Genomic DNA, 16,945 nt, shown 5'->3' with positions numbered 1-16,945 from the left:
CACCTCTCATCCCGATGGCCGCCTCCATGGCTGCCGAACAGAAGTCCGCCGAAGTGACCGACTGGGCCGCCCGGATCGGCTGGCTCGTCGGCCTCGTCCTGTTCGTCGCCCTCGTCTACTGGCTGATGCGCGAGGGCTGGAAGTGGCGCGGCACCCTTCAGAGTGACCTGCCGGAGCTGCCCGCCGCGCCGGAAGACCCCGGCCCGGCGAAACTGAGCATGAGCGGCCGCTACCACGGCTCCACCACCGCCGGGCAGTGGCTGGACCGCATCGTGGCGCACGGCCTGGGCACCCGAAGCCGGGTCGAGCTCACGCTGACGGACGCGGGACTGGACGTCGTACGCCCCGGCGCCACCGACTTCTTCATCCCGGCCGAGGCACTGCGCGAGGCCCTGCTCGGCAAGGGCATCGCCGGGAAGGTCCTCAGTGAGGGCGGTCTGCTCGTCATCACCTGGGCGTACGGCGACAAGCTGATCGACTCCGGGTTCCGCTCGGACCGCGCGGCCGAGCACATCGAGTGGGTCGACACCCTGAACAACATGATCAACAAGAGCACCAAGACGGAAGGCGCACGATGACGACCTCCATCCAGGGAGCCGCCTCGCAGAGGCACAAGGCAGCTCCCGCCGTACTCGTCCTGGAGGACGGCCGGACCTTCCGTGGCCGCGCCTACGGGGCCGTGGGGGTGACCTTCGGCGAGGCCGTGTTCTCCACCGGGATGACCGGCTACCAGGAGACCCTCACCGACCCGTCGTACCACCGCCAGGTCGTTGTCATGACCGCCCCGCACGTCGGCAACACCGGCGTCAACGACGAGGACCCCGAGTCGAAGCGGATCTGGGTCGCCGGCTACGTCGTCCGCGACCCCGCGCGCGTGCCCTCCAACTGGCGCGCCCGGCGCTCGCTGGACGAGGAACTGCGCAGCCAGGGCGTCGTCGGCATCAGCGGTGTCGACACCCGCGCCCTCACCCGTCACCTGCGTGAGCGCGGCGCCATGCGCGTGGGCATCTTCTCGGGCAACGCGCTGCCCGACGAGGGCACCATGCTCGCCGAGGTGCGCCAGGCGCCCGAGATGAAGGGCGCGAACCTCGCCGCCGAGGTCGCCACCAATGAGACCTACGTCGTCCCCGCCATCGGCGAGAAGAAGTTCACGGTCGCCGCCGTCGACCTGGGCATCAAGGGCATGACCCCGCACCGCATGGCCGAGCGCGGCATCGAGGTGCACGTGCTGCCCGCCACGGCCACGGCCGAGGACGTGTACGCCGTGAACCCCGACGGGGTCTTCTTCTCCAACGGCCCCGGTGACCCGGCCACCGCCGACGGCCCCGTCGCCGTCATGCGGGAGGTCCTCGCCCGCAGGACCCCGCTCTTCGGCATCTGCTTCGGCAACCAGATCCTCGGCCGCGCCCTCGGTTTCGGCACGTACAAGCTGAAGTACGGCCACCGCGGCATCAACCAGCCGGTCCAGGACCGTACGACCGGCAAGGTCGAGGTCACCGCGCACAACCACGGCTTCGCCGTCGACGCGCCGCTCGGCAAGGTCTCCGAGACCCCCTACGGCCGCGCCGAGGTCTCCCACGTCTGCCTGAACGACCAGGTCGTCGAGGGGCTCCACCTCCTCGACCAGCCGGCCTTCAGCGTCCAGTACCACCCCGAAGCGGCAGCCGGCCCGCACGACGCCGCCTACCTGTTCGACCGCTTCGTTTCCCTGATGGAGGGCCAGCGTGCCTAAGCGCACCGATATCCAGTCCGTCCTGGTCATCGGCTCCGGCCCGATCGTCATCGGCCAGGCCGCCGAGTTCGACTACTCCGGCACCCAGGCGTGCCGCATCCTGCGCGCCGAGGGCCTGAGGGTCATCCTGGTCAACTCCAACCCGGCGACGATCATGACGGACCCGGAGATCGCCGACGCCACCTACGTCGAGCCGATCACCCCCGAGTTCGTCGAGAAGATCATCGCCAAGGAGCGCCCGGACGTCCTGCTGCCGACGCTCGGCGGCCAGACGGCCCTCAACACCGCGATCTCCATGCACGAGCAGGGTGTGCTGGAGAAGTACGGCGTCGAGCTGATCGGCGCCAACGTCGAGGCGATCAACAAGGGCGAGGACCGCGACCTCTTCAAGGGCGTCGTCGAGGCCGTCCGCGCGAAGATCGGGCACGGCGAGTCCGCCCGGTCCGTGATCTGCCACTCCATGGACGACGTGCTCGCGGGCGTCGAGACGCTCGGCGGCTATCCCGTCGTCGTCCGGCCCTCCTTCACCATGGGCGGCGCCGGCTCCGGCTTCGCCCACGACGAGGAGGAGCTGCGCCGGATCGCCGGTCAGGGTCTCACGCTCTCCCCGACCACCGAGGTGCTCCTGGAGGAGTCCATCCTCGGCTGGAAGGAGTACGAGCTGGAGCTGATGCGCGACAAGAACGACAACGTCGTGGTCGTCTGCTCCATCGAGAACTTCGACCCGATGGGCGTCCACACCGGTGACTCCATCACCGTCGCGCCGGCGATGACGCTGACCGACCGCGAGTACCAGCGACTGCGCGACATCGGCATCGCGATCATCCGTGAGGTCGGCGTCGACACCGGGGGCTGCAACATCCAGTTCGCGGTCAACCCCGTCGACGGCCGCATCATCGTCATCGAGATGAACCCGCGCGTCTCGCGGTCCTCGGCGCTCGCCTCCAAGGCCACCGGCTTCCCGATCGCCAAGATCGCCGCGAAGCTCGCCGTCGGCTACACGCTCGACGAGATCCCGAACGACATCACCGAGAAGACCCCGGCCTCCTTCGAGCCGACGCTCGACTACGTGGTCGTGAAGGCCCCACGCTTCGCCTTCGAGAAGTTCCCGTCCGCCGACTCCACCCTGACGACCACCATGAAGTCGGTCGGCGAGGCCATGGCGATCGGCCGCAACTTCACCGAGGCGCTGCAGAAGGCGCTGCGGTCGCTGGAGAAGAAGGGCAGCCAGTTCACGTTCGTCGGCGAGCCCGGTGACAAGGCTCTTCTCCTGGAGGAGTCCGTGCGGCCCACCGACGGCCGGATCAACACCGTCATGCAGGCCATCCGCGCGGGCGCCACGCCCGAGGAGGTCTTCGAGTCGACGAAGATCGACCCGTGGTTCGTCGACCAGCTCTTCCTGATCAAGGAGATCGCGGACGAGCTGGGCGCCGCCGACAAGCTCGCCCCCGAGCTGCTCGCCGAGGCCAAGCGGCACGGCTTCTCCGACGCCCAGATCGCCGAGATCCGCGGGCTGCGCGAGGACGTGGTGCGCGAGGTGCGGCACGCGCTGGGTGTGCGCCCGGTGTACAAGACGGTCGACACCTGCGCCGCCGAGTTCGCGGCGAAGACGCCGTACTTCTACTCCTCGTACGACGAGGAGACGGAGGTCGCGCCGCGCGAGAAGCCCGCGGTGATCATCCTGGGTTCCGGTCCGAACCGCATCGGCCAGGGCATCGAGTTCGACTACTCCTGCGTCCACGCCTCCTTCGCGCTCAGCGACGCGGGCTACGAGACCGTGATGGTCAACTGCAATCCCGAGACCGTCTCCACGGACTACGACACCTCCGACCGTCTGTACTTCGAGCCGCTGACGCTCGAGGACGTGCTGGAGATCGTCCACGCGGAGTCGCTGGCCGGCCCGATCGCCGGTGTGATCGTCCAGCTCGGCGGCCAGACCCCGCTGGGCCTGGCCCAGGCCCTCAAGGACAACGGCGTGCCGGTCGTCGGTACGTCCCCCGAGGCGATCCACGCCGCCGAGGACCGCGGCGCCTTCGGACGCGTCCTCGCGGAGGCCGGTCTCCCGGCCCCCAAGCACGGCACCGCCACCACCTTCGCCGAGGCCAAGGCCATCGCGGACGAGATCGGCTACCCGGTTCTCGTACGGCCGTCGTACGTCCTCGGCGGGCGCGGCATGGAGATCGTGTACGACGAGACCCGGCTGTCGTCCTACATCGCCGAGTCGACCGAGATCAGCCCCTCCCGGCCGGTCCTCGTCGACCGCTTCCTCGACGACGCGATCGAGATCGACGTGGACGCGCTGTACGACGGCGAGGAGCTGTACCTCGGCGGCGTGATGGAGCACATCGAGGAGGCCGGCATCCACTCCGGCGACTCGGCGTGCGCGCTGCCGCCGATCACGCTGGGCGGCTTCGACATCAAGCGGCTGCGGGCCTCCACGGAGGCCATCGCGAAGGGTGTCGGGGTCCGTGGTCTGATCAACATCCAGTTCGCGATGGCGGGCGACATCCTGTACGTCCTCGAAGCCAACCCGCGAGCCTCGCGCACGGTCCCCTTCACCTCGAAGGCGACCGCGGTGCCGCTGGCGAAGGCCGCCGCCCGGATCTCGCTGGGCGCGACCGTCGCCGAGCTGCGGGCGGAGGGGCTGCTCCCCGCGCACGGTGACGGTGGCGAGCTGCCGCTCGACGCGCCGATCTCCGTCAAGGAGGCCGTCATGCCGTGGTCGCGCTTCCGCGACATCCACGGACGCGGCGTCGACACCGTCCTCGGCCCGGAGATGCGCTCCACCGGTGAGGTCATGGGCATCGACTCCGTCTTCGGCACGGCGTACGCCAAGTCCCAGGCGGGCGCCTACGGTCCGCTGCCGACCAAGGGCCGCGCCTTCATCTCGGTCGCCAACCGTGACAAGCGCTCGATGATCTTCCCGGCGCGCGAGCTGGTCGCGCACGGCTTCGAGCTGCTGGCCACCTCCGGCACGGCCGAGGTGCTCAAGCGCAACGGCATCAACGCGACGGTCGTGCGCAAGCAGTCCGAGGGCACAGGACCGAACGGCGAGCGGACCATCGTCCAGCTGATCCACGACGGCGAGGTCGACCTCATCGTCAACACGCCGTACGGCACCGGTGGCCGCCTCGACGGCTACGAGATCCGTACGGCCGCGGTGGCACGCTCCGTGCCGTGCCTGACGACCGTCCAGGCACTCGCCGCCGCCGTCCAGGGCATCGACGCGCTCAACCACGGCGACGTGGGCGTGCGCTCACTCCAGGAACACGCCGAGCATCTGACAGCGGCCCGCGACTAGCAGCCCTGAGGGGGACACCGGAAACGGTGTCCCCCTCTTCATGAGGCTCATGAGGCTTCACGAGGACACCGAGAGCTTCAAGAGGACACTGAGACATGTACAAGCTTTTCTTCCGGCTGGTCTTCCAGCGGATGGACCCCGAGCAGGCCCACCACCTCGCCTTCCGCTGGATCCGGCTCGTCGCCCGTATCCCCGTATTGCGTACGTTCGTCGCCGCCGTGCTCGCGCCCCGCCACAAGGAGTTGCGGACCGAGGCGTTCGGCCTGCGGATGCACGGTCCCTTCGGGCTCGCGGCGGGCTTCGACAAGAACGCCGTCGCGATCGACGGGATGTCGATGCTCGGCTTCGACCACGTCGAGATCGGCACGGTCACGGGGGAGCCGCAGCCGGGCAACCCCAAGAAGCGGCTGTTCCGCCTCGTGGCGGACCGGGCGCTGATCAACCGCATGGGGTTCAACAACGAGGGCTCCGCGGCCGTCAGCGAGCGCCTGGGGGCCCGTACGCCCGTCTTCCGGACCGTCGTGGGCGTCAACATCGGCAAGACCAAGGTCGTTCCCGAGGAGGAGGCCGTCGGCGACTACGTGAAGTCGACCGAGCGGCTCGCCCGGCACGCGGACTACCTCGTGGTGAACGTGAGCTCGCCGAACACGCCCGGCCTGCGCAACCTCCAGGCGACCGAGGCACTGCGGCCGCTGCTGAGCGCCGTCCGCGAGGCCGCCGACCGCGCGGTCACCGACCGGCGTGTGCCGCTGCTCGTCAAGATCGCGCCCGACCTCGCCGACGAGGACGTCGACGCGGTCGCCGACCTCGCCGTCGAGCTCGGCCTGGACGGGATCATCGCCACGAACACCACGATCGCGCGCGATGGACTCGGTTTGAAGTCCGAACCCTCGCTCGTCGGGGAGACCGGCGGACTCTCGGGCGCGCCGCTGAAGGCACGCTCCCTTGAGGTGCTGCGCCGGCTCTACGCGCGCGTGGGCGACCGGATCACCCTGGTGGGCGTCGGCGGCGTCGAGAACGCCGAGGACGCCTGGCAGCGCATCCTGGCCGGCGCCACGCTGGTCCAGGGGTACAGCGCGTTCATCTACGAGGGCCCCTTCTGGGGCCGGGCGATCCACAAAGGGCTCGCCGCCCGCCTCCGTACCAGCCCGTACGCCACCCTCGCCGACGCGGTCGGCGCCGACGTGAGGAAGTCCGCATGAGCCTGGAACCCTTTGGCGCACGTCTTCGCCGTGCCATGGACGAGCGCGGCCCGCTGTGCGTTGGCATCGACCCGCACGCCTCGCTGCTCACCGACTGGGGCCTGAACGACGACATCGCGGGCCTGGAGCGGTTCAGCCGCACCGTCGTCGAGGCGCTGGCCGAGCGGGTCGCGGTCCTCAAGCCGCAGAGCGCGTTCTTCGAGCGGTTCGGCTCGCGGGGCATCGCCGTCCTGGAGAAGTCGGTCGAGGAGGCGCGGGCGGCCGGGGCGCTGGTCGTGATGGACGCCAAGCGCGGCGACATCGGCTCGACCATGGCCGCGTACGCGGAGACCTTCCTGCGCAAGGACGCGCCGCTCTTCTCGGACGCGCTGACGGTGTCGCCGTACCTGGGCTACGGCTCGCTGAAGCCCGCGGTGGACCTGGCGCGCGAGAGCGGGGCCGGGCTCTTCGTCCTCGCGCTCACCTCGAACCCGGAGGGTGGCGAGGTGCAGCACGCCGTCCGCGGGGACGGCCGCAACGTCGGAGCGACCATGCTGGCCCACCTCGCCGCCGAGAACGCGGGACAGACGCCCCTGGGGTCCTTCGGTGCGGTCGTCGGCGCCACGCTGGGCGATCTCTCCTCCTACGACCTGGACATCAACGGACCGCTCCTGGCGCCCGGCATCGGCGCCCAGGGAGCCACGGCGGCCGATCTGGCGGGCGTCTTCGGGGCGGCGGTGCGCAATGTCGTGCCGAACGTGAGCCGGGGTGTTCTTCGTCACGGTCCCGACGTGGTCGCGCTGCGTGCGTCCGCCGAGCGCTTCGCGGAGGAGATCAGAGCCGCCGTGACGGCCGCCTGAGTCCTCCGACAGCCGTTCGGGAGTCCTCCGATGAGTGCGTTCGGAGCGCCGCGAGTCTGAATACATCCTCAAATCCGGGGCAGTATGTCGTAAATGTCCGGCTCCAGGGAGGCTGACCAGGACTTTTCCGCTGTTCTCGCTGACTCTGGCGCACTTGCCCGCTAGTCTCCGTCGAGTGGGGCCACCTCCCACGCTTTCAAGGCAGTGCGGGGGAGAACGGGCAAGCGTGTTGCTCGTAGCTCCCCAGGTGTGGGGCGACTAGGTTCCTCACCGGTCCGTATCCGACAGTTCGACATCCGAGGTGACGTAGGCGTGGCTCTTCCGCCCCTTACCCCTGAACAGCGCGCAGCCGCGCTCGAAAAGGCCGCCGCGGCTCGCCGGGAGCGGGCCGAGGTCAAGAATCGACTCAAGCACTCCGGCGCCTCCCTCCACGAGGTCATCAAGCAGGGCCAGGAGAACGACGTCATCGGCAAGATGAAGGTCTCCGCTCTCCTGGAGTCCCTGCCGGGCGTGGGCAAGGTCCGCGCCAAGCAGATCATGGAGCGACTCGGTATCTCCGAGAGCCGCCGCGTACGCGGCCTCGGCTCGAACCAGATCGCTTCTCTGGAGCGTGAGTTCGGCGGCTCCGGCGCCTGAGTCCTGGGCATACCGGGATTGCTGGAATAATCGCTGCATGAGTGAACGACCGCGGCTGACCGTGCTCTCCGGCCCCTCTGGGGTCGGCAAGAGCACGGTCGTCGCCCATATGCGCAAGGAACACCCCGAGGTCTGGCTCTCGGTGTCGGCGACGACCCGCAAGCCGCGCCCCGGTGAGAAGCATGGAGTCCACTACTTCTTCGTCTCCGACGAGGAGATGGACAAGCTGATCGCCAACGGCGAGCTGCTGGAGTGGGCCGAATTCGCCGGCAACCGCTACGGGACGCCGCGTGCCGCCGTCCTGGAGCACCTGGAGTCGGGCGTGCCCGTCCTCCTGGAGATCGACCTCCAGGGCGCACGGCAGGTCCGCGAGTCCATGTCGGAGGCCCTGCTCGTGTTCCTGGCTCCGCCCTCCTGGGACGAGCTGGTGCGCAGGCTCACCGGACGGGGCACCGAACCGCCCGAGGTGATCGAGCGCCGCCTGGAGGCGGCCAAGATCGAACTGGCGGCCGAGCCGGAGTTCGATGTCACCCTGGTCAACACCTCCGTCGAGGACGTGGCGCGTGAGCTGCTAGCCTTGGTAGAAGTTGTTTGATCTTTCAGGTCACTTTTAGGTCATTTCCACCTTTCGGAAGGCAGAGCGTGTCCTCTTCCATTACCGCTCCCGAGGGCATCATCAACCCTCCGATCGACGAGCTCCTCGAGGCCACCGACTCGAAGTACAGCCTCGTGATCTACGCGGCCAAGCGCGCCCGTCAGATCAACGCGTACTACTCGCAGCTCGGCGAGGGCCTCCTCGAGTACGTCGGTCCGCTCGTCGACACCCACGTCCACGAGAAGCCGCTGTCGATCGCCCTGCGCGAGATCAACGCGGGTCTGCTGACGTCCGAGGCCGTCGAGGGCCCCGCGCAGTAGTCGTTCAATCGCTCATCCCAGGCCCGGCGGCGCGACCGCCGGGCCTGTGGTGTGTCATGGAGTCGTACGTTTCCGAGCTCGGGGAGAGACGGTGGACAAACCCAAGGTCGTGCTGGGGGTCAGCGGTGGCATCGCCGCGTACAAGGCCTGTGAGCTGCTGCGCAGGCTGACGGAGTCGGGCCACGACGTGCGCGTCGTCCCCACCGCCTCGGCGCTGCACTTCGTCGGCGCCGCCACCTGGTCCGCGCTCTCCGGCCATCCCGTCTCCACCGAGGTCTGGTCGGACGTCCACGAGGTCCCGCACGTCCGCATCGGACAGCACGCGGACCTGGTGGTGGTGGCCCCCGCGACGGCCGACATGCTCGCCAAGGCCGCCCACGGCCTGGCCGACGACCTCCTCACCAACACCCTGCTCACCGCCCGCTGCCCGGTCGTCTTCGCGCCCGCCATGCACACAGAGATGTGGGAGCACCCCGCCACCCAGGAGAACGTGGCGACGCTGCGCCGCCGCGGCGCCGTCGTCATCGAGCCCGCCGTGGGGCGCCTGACCGGCGTCGACACCGGCAAGGGGCGACTGCCCGAGCCCGCGGAGATCTTCGAGGTCTGCCGCCGGGTGCTCGCCCGCGGCGCGACCGAGGCCGATCTGACCGGCCGCCACGTCGTCGTCAGCGCCGGCGGTACCCGAGAGCCCCTCGACCCCGTCCGCTTCCTCGGCAACCGCTCCTCCGGCAAGCAGGGGTACGCCCTGGCGCGCACGGCGGCCGCGCGGGGCGCCCGGGTCACGCTGATCGCCGCGAACACCGGACTGCCGGACCCGGCGGGCGTGGACGTGGTGCCGGTCGGGACGGCCGTACAGCTGCGCGAGGCGGTCCTCAAGGCGGCCTCGGACGCCGACGCCGTGGTGATGGCGGCTGCGGTGGCGGACTTCCGCCCGGCCGCCTACGCGACCGGGAAGATCAAGAAGAAGGACGACCGGGAACCGGAGCCGATCGTTCTGGTTCGCAATCCGGACATCCTCGCGGAGATCTCGGCGGACCGTCCCCGCCGTGGCCAGGTGGTCGTCGGTTTCGCCGCCGAGACGGACGACGTCCTCGCCAACGGTCGTACGAAGCTGGCGCGCAAGGGGTGCGATCTTCTCGTCGTGAACGAGGTGGGGGAGCGCAAGACCTTCGGTGCCGAGGAGAACGAGGCCGTGGTGCTGGGGGCCGACGGCAGTGAGACCGCGGTGCCGTACGGACCCAAGGAGGCTTTGGCCGAGATGGTGTGGGACCTGGTGGTACGCCGCCTGGTGTGACTGTCTCATTAACCCCAGCCGCCGCGTCCATCAGCGTGAAATCGCCCGTGGGGACCCTGGTGGAGAACGATCGGCATGGCGCAGAATGCCCGTGCCGCAGGTCACAGGGCTTCCGAGAAGCGAGACAGGGGGGCCTGTGGGTGAGCGCGACCGATAAACTGTTCTCGGACGACGCCGAGCGCAGCTCTCGTCCCGTCCACCAATGATCAGCCAGCAGCCGCTGCAACCACAGGGAGCGTTGTGTCCCGTCGCCTGTTCACCTCGGAGTCCGTGACCGAGGGTCACCCCGACAAGATCGCTGACCAGATCAGCGACACCATTCTCGATGCGCTTCTGCGGGAAGACCCGACGTCCAGGGTCGCCGTGGAGACGCTGATCACGACCGGCCTGGTGCACGTGGCCGGCGAGGTCACGACCAAGGCGTACGCGCCGATCGCCCAGCTGGTCCGCGACAAGATCCTGGAGATCGGTTACGACTCGTCGAAGAAGGGCTTCGACGGAGCTTCCTGTGGTGTCTCGGTGTCGATCGGCTCGCAGTCGCCCGACATCGCGCAGGGTGTCGACACGGCGTACGAGAACCGGGTCGAGGGCGACGAGGACGAACTCGACAAGCAGGGCGCAGGCGACCAGGGTCTGATGTTCGGGTACGCGACGGACGAGACCCCGGAGCTGATGCCGCTCCCGATCCACCTCGCGCACCGCCTGTCGCACCGCCTCTCCGAGGTCCGCAAGAACGGGACGATCCCCTACCTCCGTCCCGACGGCAAGACCCAGGTCACCATCGAGTACGACGGCGACAAGGCGGTCCGTCTGGACACGGTCGTCGTCTCCTCGCAGCACGCGTCGGACATCGACCTCGACTCCCTCCTCGCCCCCGACATCCGCGAGTTCGTGGTGGAGCCGGAGCTCAAGGCCCTCCTCGACGACGGCATCAAGCTGGAGACCGAGGGCTACCGTCTCCTCGTGAACCCGACCGGCCGCTTCGAGATCGGCGGCCCGATGGGCGACGCCGGCCTCACCGGCCGCAAGATCATCATCGACACGTACGGCGGCATGGCCCGCCACGGCGGCGGCGCCTTCTCGGGCAAGGACCCGTCCAAGGTCGACCGCTCCGCCGCCTACGCCATGCGCTGGGTCGCCAAGAACGTCGTCGCCGCGGGCCTCGCCTCCCGCTGCGAGGTCCAGGTCGCCTACGCCATCGGCAAGGCCGAGCCGGTCGGTCTCTTCGTCGAGACCTTCGGCACCGCCAAGGTCGACGCCGAGAAGATCGAGACCGCCATCGCCGAGGTCTTCGACCTCCGCCCGGCGGCCATCATCCGCGACCTCGACCTGCTGCGCCCGATCTACTCCCAGACGGCCGCCTACGGCCACTTCGGCCGCGAGCTGCCCGACTTCACGTGGGAGCGCACGGACCGCGTGGAGGCCCTGCGCAAGGCCGTCGGTCTGTAAGCAACGCCTGCACGGCGAGGCCCGGTACCCCTTCGGGGGTGCCGGGCCTCACCGTTTCCCGGCGGGAGTCCGCGAGGGGCGGGCGCTGCGGGTGGGTAAAGGTGGGTGGGTAAATCGGTGGTGCGGGTGGGGGCGCGGTTCGTAAGGTCGGGGTCTCCCGGTGCGATGGCCGCGGTTACTTCGGTGGAGTGCGCCCAGGGCGCGCGCGGTGATTCTGGATCATGGTCCGCTGCCGCTTGGAACTCGGGAGAACTGACGTCGTGGCGTCCGGTGCGATGGGCACGGGTACTTCCGGGGTGTGATCCCCTCGCAGGTTCGCATCCTGCTGCCGGTCCTTGGACCGGTATGGCCGAGTGGCCCATGGCAGAAGCGCCCTCGGGGCGTTCGTGATCCGTGGCCGGTCCGATCTCGGGCGCGCGGCGGTGTCAGTGGGGTCTGGTAGGAATGTTGCTGTGAGCAGCGCGAACGGGTGGGGTGAGGGTGGCGCGGAGGGCGCGCCGCCCGAGCAGCTTGCGTTGATTCGGGAAGGGGTGCGGCAGGCCCGGGCGCCCAAGGCGAAGCCGCGGACGTGGCGGGGGGCGAAGCTCGCCGAGGAGCTGCCTGTCGCACGCGTTCTCGTCGACAAGGGTGTGCTGCACCTCGACCGCTATTTCGACTACGCCGTGCCCGCGGAGCTGGATGCCGAGGCACAGCCGGGCGTGCGGGTCCGGGTGCGGTTCGGGGCAGGGCGGCACCGGGTGCGGGAGGGCCGGCGCGAGGGCGGGGGGCTGATCGACGGGTTCCTCGTCGAGCGGCTCGCCGCGTCCGACTACGCCGGGCCGCTGGCCGCGCTCGCGCAGGTCGTGTCGCCCGAGCCCGTGCTCGGGCCCGAGCTGCTGGGACTCGCGCGCGCCGTCGCCGACCGGTACGCGGGGAGCCTCGCGGACGTGCTGCAGCTCGCGGTCCCGCCGCGCAACGCGCGGGCCGAACAGAAGCCCTCGCCCGCGCCGCTTCCTCCGCCCGGCATACCCGAGACCGGTTCCTGGACGCGATACGGGCGGGGGGCGGCCTTCCTCGAGTCGCTCGCCGCGGGCGGGACACCGCGGGCCGTGTGGAACGCGTTGCCGGGGCCCGGCTGGGCCGAGGAGATCGCCAGAGCCGTGGGCGCGACGCTCGCCTCGGGGCGGGGCGCGCTCGTCGTCGTGCCGGACGGCCGGGCCGTCACACGGGTGGATGCCGCGCTGTCCGCCGTACTGGGGGAGGGGCAGCACGCGGTGCTCACGGCCGAGGCCGGCCCCGAGAAGCGGTATCGCGAGTGGCTGGCCGTGCGGCGTGGTTCCGTACGGGCCGTCGTGGGGACCCGGGCCGCCATGTTCGCGCCCGTACGGGATCTGGGACTCGTCGTCATCTGGGACGACGGCGACGACAGCCACAGTGAGCAGCACGCGCCGCAGCCGCATGCCCGGGAAGTACTGCTGCTGCGGGCCGCTCATGACAAGTGCGCTTTCCTGTTGGGGAGTTGGGGCTGCACCGTCGAGGCGGCGCAGCTGGTCGAGAGCGGGTGGGCGCTGCCGCTGGTCGCCGAGCGGGAGCAGGTGCGGGCGAGCGCGCCGCTCGTGCGGACCGTGGGGGACGGGGACCTCGCGCGGGACGAGGCGGCGCGGGCCGCCCGGCTGCCGACCCTCGCCTGGCAGGTGGTGAGGGACGGCCTGCGGCACGGGCCCGTACTGGTGCAGGTCCCCCGGCGTGGGTACGTACCGCGGATGGCCTGTGCGCAGTGTCGGGCGCCGGCTCGCTGCCGGCACTGCGCGGGACCGCTGGAGGCGCGGGACGCCGGGGCCCTGCTGTGCACGTGGTGCGGGCGGGACGAGGCGGCCTGGCACTGTCCCGAGTGCGGTGGGTACCGGCTGCGGGCCCAGGTCGTGGGCGCGCGGCGGACCGCGGAGGAGCTGGGGCGGGCGTTTCCGGCCGTGCCCGTGCGGACGTCGGGACGCGAGCAGGTGCTCGACACCGTCCCGGGTGCGCCCGCGCTCGTCGTGAGCACGCCGGGTGCCGAGCCCGTCGCCGAGGGCGGGTACGCCGCCGCGTTGCTGCTCGACGGCTGGACGATGCTGTCGCGGCCCGATCTGCGGGCCGGCGAGGACGCGCTGCGACGGTGGATCGGCGCGGCGGCGCTGGTCCGTGGACAGGGGGCGGGGGGCACGGTCGTGGTCGTCGCGGAGCCGACCCTGCGGCCCGTGCAGGCGCTCGTACGGTGGGATCCCGTCGGGCACGCGGTGCGGGAGCTCGCCGAGCGGGCCGAGCTCGGGTTTCCGCCGGTGTCCCGGATGGCGGCCGTGTCGGGTACGGCGGAGGCGCTCGCCGGGTTCCTCGCCGTGGTCGGGCTTCCGGGCGACGCGGAGGTACTGGGGCCGGTGCCGCTGCCCGTCACACAGCCCGGGGGACCGCGCCGGGTGGGTGCGCCGCCGCCGGGGGAGCAGTGGGAGCGGGCGCTCGTTCGGGTGCCGCCGGGGAGCGGGGCGGCGCTGGCGGCCGCGCTGAAGGCCGCCCAGGCGGCGCGGATGGCGCGGGGCGTGAGTGAGCCCGTACGGATTCGGATCGATCCGCCGGACATCGGGTGACGAGTGTCGGTCAGCCCCCGTCCGGGCCTCCCCGCCCTGGGCCGCCTCCCGGCTTCGATGGTGCCGGGAGGCAGGCGAGAGGTGGGGTCAGCCGTTGCGGGGGCCCGGGAACGCCGTGGGCCTGACCTCTTCGCGCAGCGTGGGGCTGCCCGCGGTCGGCTGGGTCGGCATGGAGCGGGCGGCGGGGACCGTCGGCACCGTGGGGATGCCCGTGTTGACGGCGACCGTGCGGGTGCCCGAGGTCTCCGTGGAGCGCTCGGCCTCGGCGGCGGCCTGCGCGGCGGCGCGGCGGGCGCCGTAACGGCGGTGCACCGCCTGCTTGGTGACCCCGAGGGCGGAGCCCACCGCGTCCCAGGAGAAGCCCAGGGAGCGGTCGAAGTCCACGGCGGCCGTGACCAGGGTCTCGACGCTGTCCCGCAGCTCCTGGGCGAGGCGGACGGTCGGGGCGGGGGCGCGTCCGTAGACGACGAAGCCCGCGGAGGGGCCGGAGCGGCGCGGGCGGTAGACATTGCCCAGTTGTGCGGTGAGCGTGCGCAGTGCGTCCACCTGCCGGCGGACCCGCTCGATGTCCCGCACCAGCAAGTGCAGGCTGGCCCGAGCCTGGGCGTCGTGGGTTGCGTGGTCGGCCATGAACAAGCCTCTCGAACCGGCGTTGAAAAGGATCGGGCCGCGATCGCGGCCCGTTGTGGTCAACTCTCACTTGACCAACGCGTTTGCGGGTGAGTGGTCACGCTGTGGGGGCGCAAGGGCATATGCACAGGGCGCGTCCCGGGGCGTACGCCCCCGGTGCGCTGTCGTCTCGCCTCGGCCTTCGGTACCTGTTCGTGTGTTCGGGCGTGCCGCCCGTCGAACCCCCGAGCCGCCGAGCCCTCGCGCCGCATAGACTGGTGCGCTGCCCCGTACCCCGTCCGGACCGGCGGGTGTGCAGGGCCCTGAAGCGTTCCCGCCCGAGAGGCCAGCCGCCACCCATGAAGCTCGTCTTCGCAGGTACCCCCGAGGTCGCCGTTCCCGCACTGGACGCCTTGATCGCCTCCGGGCGGCACGAGGTCGCCGCCGTGGTCACGCGGCCCGACGCGCCCGCCGGCCGGGGACGCCGGCTCGTCGCGAGTCCGGTCGCCGAGCGGGCGGAGGAGGCCGGCATCGAGGTCCTGAAGCCGGTCAAGCCGCGGGACGAGGACTTTCTGGCCCGGCTGAGGGAGATCGGGCCCGACGCCTGCCCCGTGGTGGCGTACGGGGCGCTGCTGCCCCGGGTCGCCCTCGACGTGCCCGCCCACGGATGGGTCAATCTGCACTTCTCCCTGCTGCCCGCCTGGCGTGGCGCCGCCCCCGTGCAGCACGCGATCATGGCGGGGGACGAGATCACCGGTGCCTCCACCTTCCTCATCGAGGAGGGGCTCGACTCGGGGCCGGTGTACGGGACCGTCACCGAGGAGATCCGGCGCACGGACACCAGCGGGGACCTGCTCACCCGGCTCGCCTTCGCCGGTTCCGGCCTGCTCGTCGCGACCATGGACGGTATCGAGGACGGCACCCTGAAGGCCGTACCGCAGCCTGCCGACGGCATCACCCTGGCGCCGAAGATCACCGTCGAGAACGCCCACGTCGACTGGTCCGCACCGGCGCTGCGCGTCGACCGGATGGTGCGCGGGTGCACGCCCGCGCCCGGCGCCTGGACCGTCTTCCGCGGCGAGCGGCTCAAGCTCATCCACGCCACGCCCGTGCCCGAGCGCACCGACCTCGCCCCGGGCGAACTGTCCGTAGGCAAGAACAACGTGTACGTCGGGACCGGCTCGTACGCCGTGGAACTGCTCTGGGTCCAGGCCCAGGGCAAGAAGCCGATGCGCGCGGCCGACTGGGCCCGCGGGGTGCGCATCGCCTCCGGGGAGCGGCTCGGGGCGTGACACGCGGTCGTACGGCGATGGCCCGCACCTCCCCCCGGGGGGCGCGGGCCATCGGGCTCCCGGCCGGCCGGGAGGGATCAGAAGGCGTGGGCGCGCAGCAACGGCCAGGTCTTCGGGCCGACCCGTCCACCGTGAGGGTGACCCCGTCGTACTCGTTGGCCAGTCGCTGGAAGTCCGCGGCCGCCGCCTGGGACTTGGTGCCGAGGACCCCGTCGATGGTGCCGGGGCTGAAGCCCGCCAGGTCGAGCAGGCACTGTGCTTCGATGCCCGCGGACGACATCCCGGTGCTCGAAGGCCGCACGGTGGTCCCCGAGTAGTGGGCGGCGTATGCCCAGTAGCCGGGCGCCGTAGCCGTGAGGTCGTACAACTCCCTTGGTAGCACAGGAGTTGACGTACCGTCCGGGATCCGGGACTGGTCTGCGGCGATGCGCCTGAGGACGCCTCGGCCGTTCGTCGTCGACCCACTGATCGCGCTCGCCGTGACCGGGGTGGCCATGCTGGTGGGGCATGTGTCGAGGGCGGCGCGGGGCCGGCCCGAGCCCGATGGGCGCGCCCACGTCCTGATCGCCCTCGCGCAGCTGCCGGTCCCCCTGCGCGGCAGGTGGCCGCTCGACCGGGTGAGGGTCGGCGGGGGCTGCGGGTTCCTGCTGAAGGCCTCCGGGCCCGAGCGGCTGCTCGCCGCGGTGGCCGCGGTCGACGCGGCGACGCGCTCTTCGCGCCCAGCATCACCCGCCGTCTGATCGAGGCCTTCGCCCGGCAGCACGGGCCCGCGCGGGACGCCGCGCCACCCGACCCGGGCGTGCTGACCTCGCGCGAGGTCGAGGTGCCGAAGCTGACCGCCCGGGACCTGCCCAACCTGGAGATCGCCCACCGCCTCGGCATCAGCGAGGCCACCGTCAAGGCCCACCTCGACCGCACCATGACGAGCTCGGCCCGGACAGCCGGGCCCAGGCGGTCGTGATCGCGTACGAGACGGGACCGGTGATCCCGGGCGGCTGAGCGGCGGGCGGCCGACCAGGACACCTGGGCCGTCCGGCCGAACGACGTCCGTCCGGAAGTAGGCTGGAGGGGTCGAA

At 71.1% G+C, this 16,945-nt stretch carries 14 protein-coding genes and 1 pseudogene; 14 read left to right on the top strand and 1 reads right to left on the bottom strand.

Annotation, left to right across the window (positions count from 1 at the left end):
* The first annotated feature begins 14 nt into the window (after positions 1-14).
* The 11 genes from AAFF41_RS10990 (at position 15) to AAFF41_RS10940 (ending at position 13,968) form a co-directional block, all read left to right on the top strand.
* A complete protein-coding gene (locus tag AAFF41_RS10990; RefSeq protein WP_415925829.1) occupies positions 15-578 on the top strand; it encodes a PH-like domain-containing protein in 564 nt (187 codons plus the stop codon).
* Positions 575-1,732 (top strand): glutamine-hydrolyzing carbamoyl-phosphate synthase small subunit, encoded by a 1,158-nt coding sequence (gene carA, locus AAFF41_RS10985; protein ID WP_343323903.1) that lies wholly within the window; start codon positions 575-577, stop codon positions 1,730-1,732. The genes AAFF41_RS10990 and carA overlap by 4 nt, the downstream gene beginning before the upstream one ends.
* Positions 1,725-5,033 (top strand): carbamoyl-phosphate synthase large subunit, encoded by a 3,309-nt coding sequence (carB, locus tag AAFF41_RS10980; protein ID WP_319745132.1) that lies wholly within the window; start codon positions 1,725-1,727, stop codon positions 5,031-5,033. Before carA ends, carB begins: the two co-directional genes overlap by 8 nt.
* A 95-nt stretch (positions 5,034-5,128) precedes the next feature.
* A complete protein-coding gene (locus AAFF41_RS10975) occupies positions 5,129-6,235 on the top strand; it encodes a quinone-dependent dihydroorotate dehydrogenase (RefSeq protein ID WP_319745135.1) in 1,107 nt (368 codons plus the stop codon).
* Positions 6,232-7,074 carry an orotidine-5'-phosphate decarboxylase gene (gene pyrF, locus AAFF41_RS10970; RefSeq protein ID WP_319745137.1) on the top strand — a complete coding sequence of 281 codons (843 nt, stop codon included), beginning with the start codon at positions 6,232-6,234 and terminating at the stop codon, positions 7,072-7,074. The genes AAFF41_RS10975 and pyrF overlap by 4 nt, the downstream gene beginning before the upstream one ends.
* 312 nt (positions 7,075-7,386) lie before the next feature.
* On the top strand, positions 7,387-7,710 hold the full coding sequence (locus AAFF41_RS10965; protein ID WP_016638838.1) for an integration host factor: 324 nt from the start codon (positions 7,387-7,389) through the stop codon (positions 7,708-7,710).
* A 37-nt stretch (positions 7,711-7,747) separates the two neighbouring features.
* Complete coding sequence (gene gmk / locus AAFF41_RS10960) at positions 7,748-8,305, top strand: guanylate kinase (protein ID WP_054233983.1); 558 nt, start codon at positions 7,748-7,750, stop codon at positions 8,303-8,305.
* Between the two features lie 47 nt (positions 8,306-8,352).
* The gene (gene rpoZ, locus AAFF41_RS10955) at positions 8,353-8,625 is read left to right on the top strand and encodes a DNA-directed RNA polymerase subunit omega (RefSeq protein WP_003982715.1); all 273 of its coding nucleotides are present in this window, start codon (positions 8,353-8,355) and stop codon (positions 8,623-8,625) included.
* Positions 8,626-8,716: 91 nt separating this feature from the next.
* Positions 8,717-9,919, top strand: coding sequence for a bifunctional phosphopantothenoylcysteine decarboxylase/phosphopantothenate--cysteine ligase CoaBC (gene coaBC / locus AAFF41_RS10950; RefSeq protein WP_319745139.1), 1,203 nt, complete (start codon positions 8,717-8,719; stop codon positions 9,917-9,919).
* 240 nt (positions 9,920-10,159) lie between these two features.
* On the top strand, positions 10,160-11,368 hold the full coding sequence (gene metK, locus AAFF41_RS10945; protein WP_319745142.1) for a methionine adenosyltransferase: 1,209 nt from the start codon (positions 10,160-10,162) through the stop codon (positions 11,366-11,368).
* A gap of 452 nt (positions 11,369-11,820) precedes the next feature.
* Entirely contained in the window at positions 11,821-13,968 is a 2,148-nt protein-coding gene (locus AAFF41_RS10940; RefSeq protein ID WP_319745144.1) for a primosomal protein N', read from the top strand.
* 87 nt (positions 13,969-14,055) lie between these two features.
* Here the strand turns inward: AAFF41_RS10940 and AAFF41_RS10935 are convergent, their stop codons facing one another.
* Positions 14,056-14,598, bottom strand: coding sequence for a hypothetical protein (locus AAFF41_RS10935; RefSeq protein WP_054236825.1), 543 nt, complete (start codon positions 14,596-14,598; stop codon positions 14,056-14,058).
* Between the two features lie 338 nt (positions 14,599-14,936).
* On the opposite strand from AAFF41_RS10935, the gene fmt reads away from it, so the two are divergent.
* The 3 genes and pseudogenes from fmt to AAFF41_RS10920 form a co-directional block, all read left to right on the top strand.
* A complete protein-coding gene (gene fmt / locus AAFF41_RS10930; protein ID WP_099923790.1) occupies positions 14,937-15,869 on the top strand; it encodes a methionyl-tRNA formyltransferase in 933 nt (310 codons plus the stop codon).
* 86 nt (positions 15,870-15,955) lie between these two features.
* Positions 15,956-16,186, top strand: a complete 231-nt coding sequence (locus tag AAFF41_RS10925; protein WP_319745147.1) for a hypothetical protein — start codon at positions 15,956-15,958, stop codon at positions 16,184-16,186.
* Positions 16,187-16,498: 312 nt separating this feature from the next.
* A pseudogene (locus AAFF41_RS10920) lies at positions 16,499-16,868 on the top strand (response regulator transcription factor); the annotation flags it as partial.
* Positions 16,869-16,945: the final 77 nt, after the last annotated feature.

Origin of the sequence: Streptomyces mirabilis, from assembly GCF_039503195.1 — a bacterium.
GTDB classification, from domain to species: domain Bacteria; phylum Actinomycetota; class Actinomycetes; order Streptomycetales; family Streptomycetaceae; genus Streptomyces; species Streptomyces mirabilis_D.
The sequence above is the reverse complement of the archived record's forward strand: the minus strand, read 5'-3'. Positions and strand labels throughout refer to the sequence as shown.

Bases quoted from the DNA above. Each gene is read 5' to 3' on its own strand.
- AAFF41_RS10990 (WP_415925829.1), top strand. From the start codon at position 15: ATGGCCGCCTCCATGGCTGCCGAACAGAAGTCCGCCGAAGTGACCGAC.
- carA (WP_343323903.1), top strand. From the start codon at position 575: ATGACGACCTCCATCCAGGGAGCCGCCTCGCAGAGGCACAAGGCAGCT.
- pyrF (WP_319745137.1), top strand. From the start codon at position 6,232: ATGAGCCTGGAACCCTTTGGCGCACGTCTTCGCCGTGCCATGGACGAG.
- AAFF41_RS10975 (WP_319745135.1), top strand. From the start codon at position 5,129: ATGTACAAGCTTTTCTTCCGGCTGGTCTTCCAGCGGATGGACCCCGAG.
- gmk (WP_054233983.1), top strand. From the start codon at position 7,748: ATGAGTGAACGACCGCGGCTGACCGTGCTCTCCGGCCCCTCTGGGGTC.
- AAFF41_RS10935 (WP_054236825.1), bottom strand. From the start codon at position 14,598: ATGGCCGACCACGCAACCCACGACGCCCAGGCTCGGGCCAGCCTGCAC.
- fmt (WP_099923790.1), top strand. From the start codon at position 14,937: ATGAAGCTCGTCTTCGCAGGTACCCCCGAGGTCGCCGTTCCCGCACTG.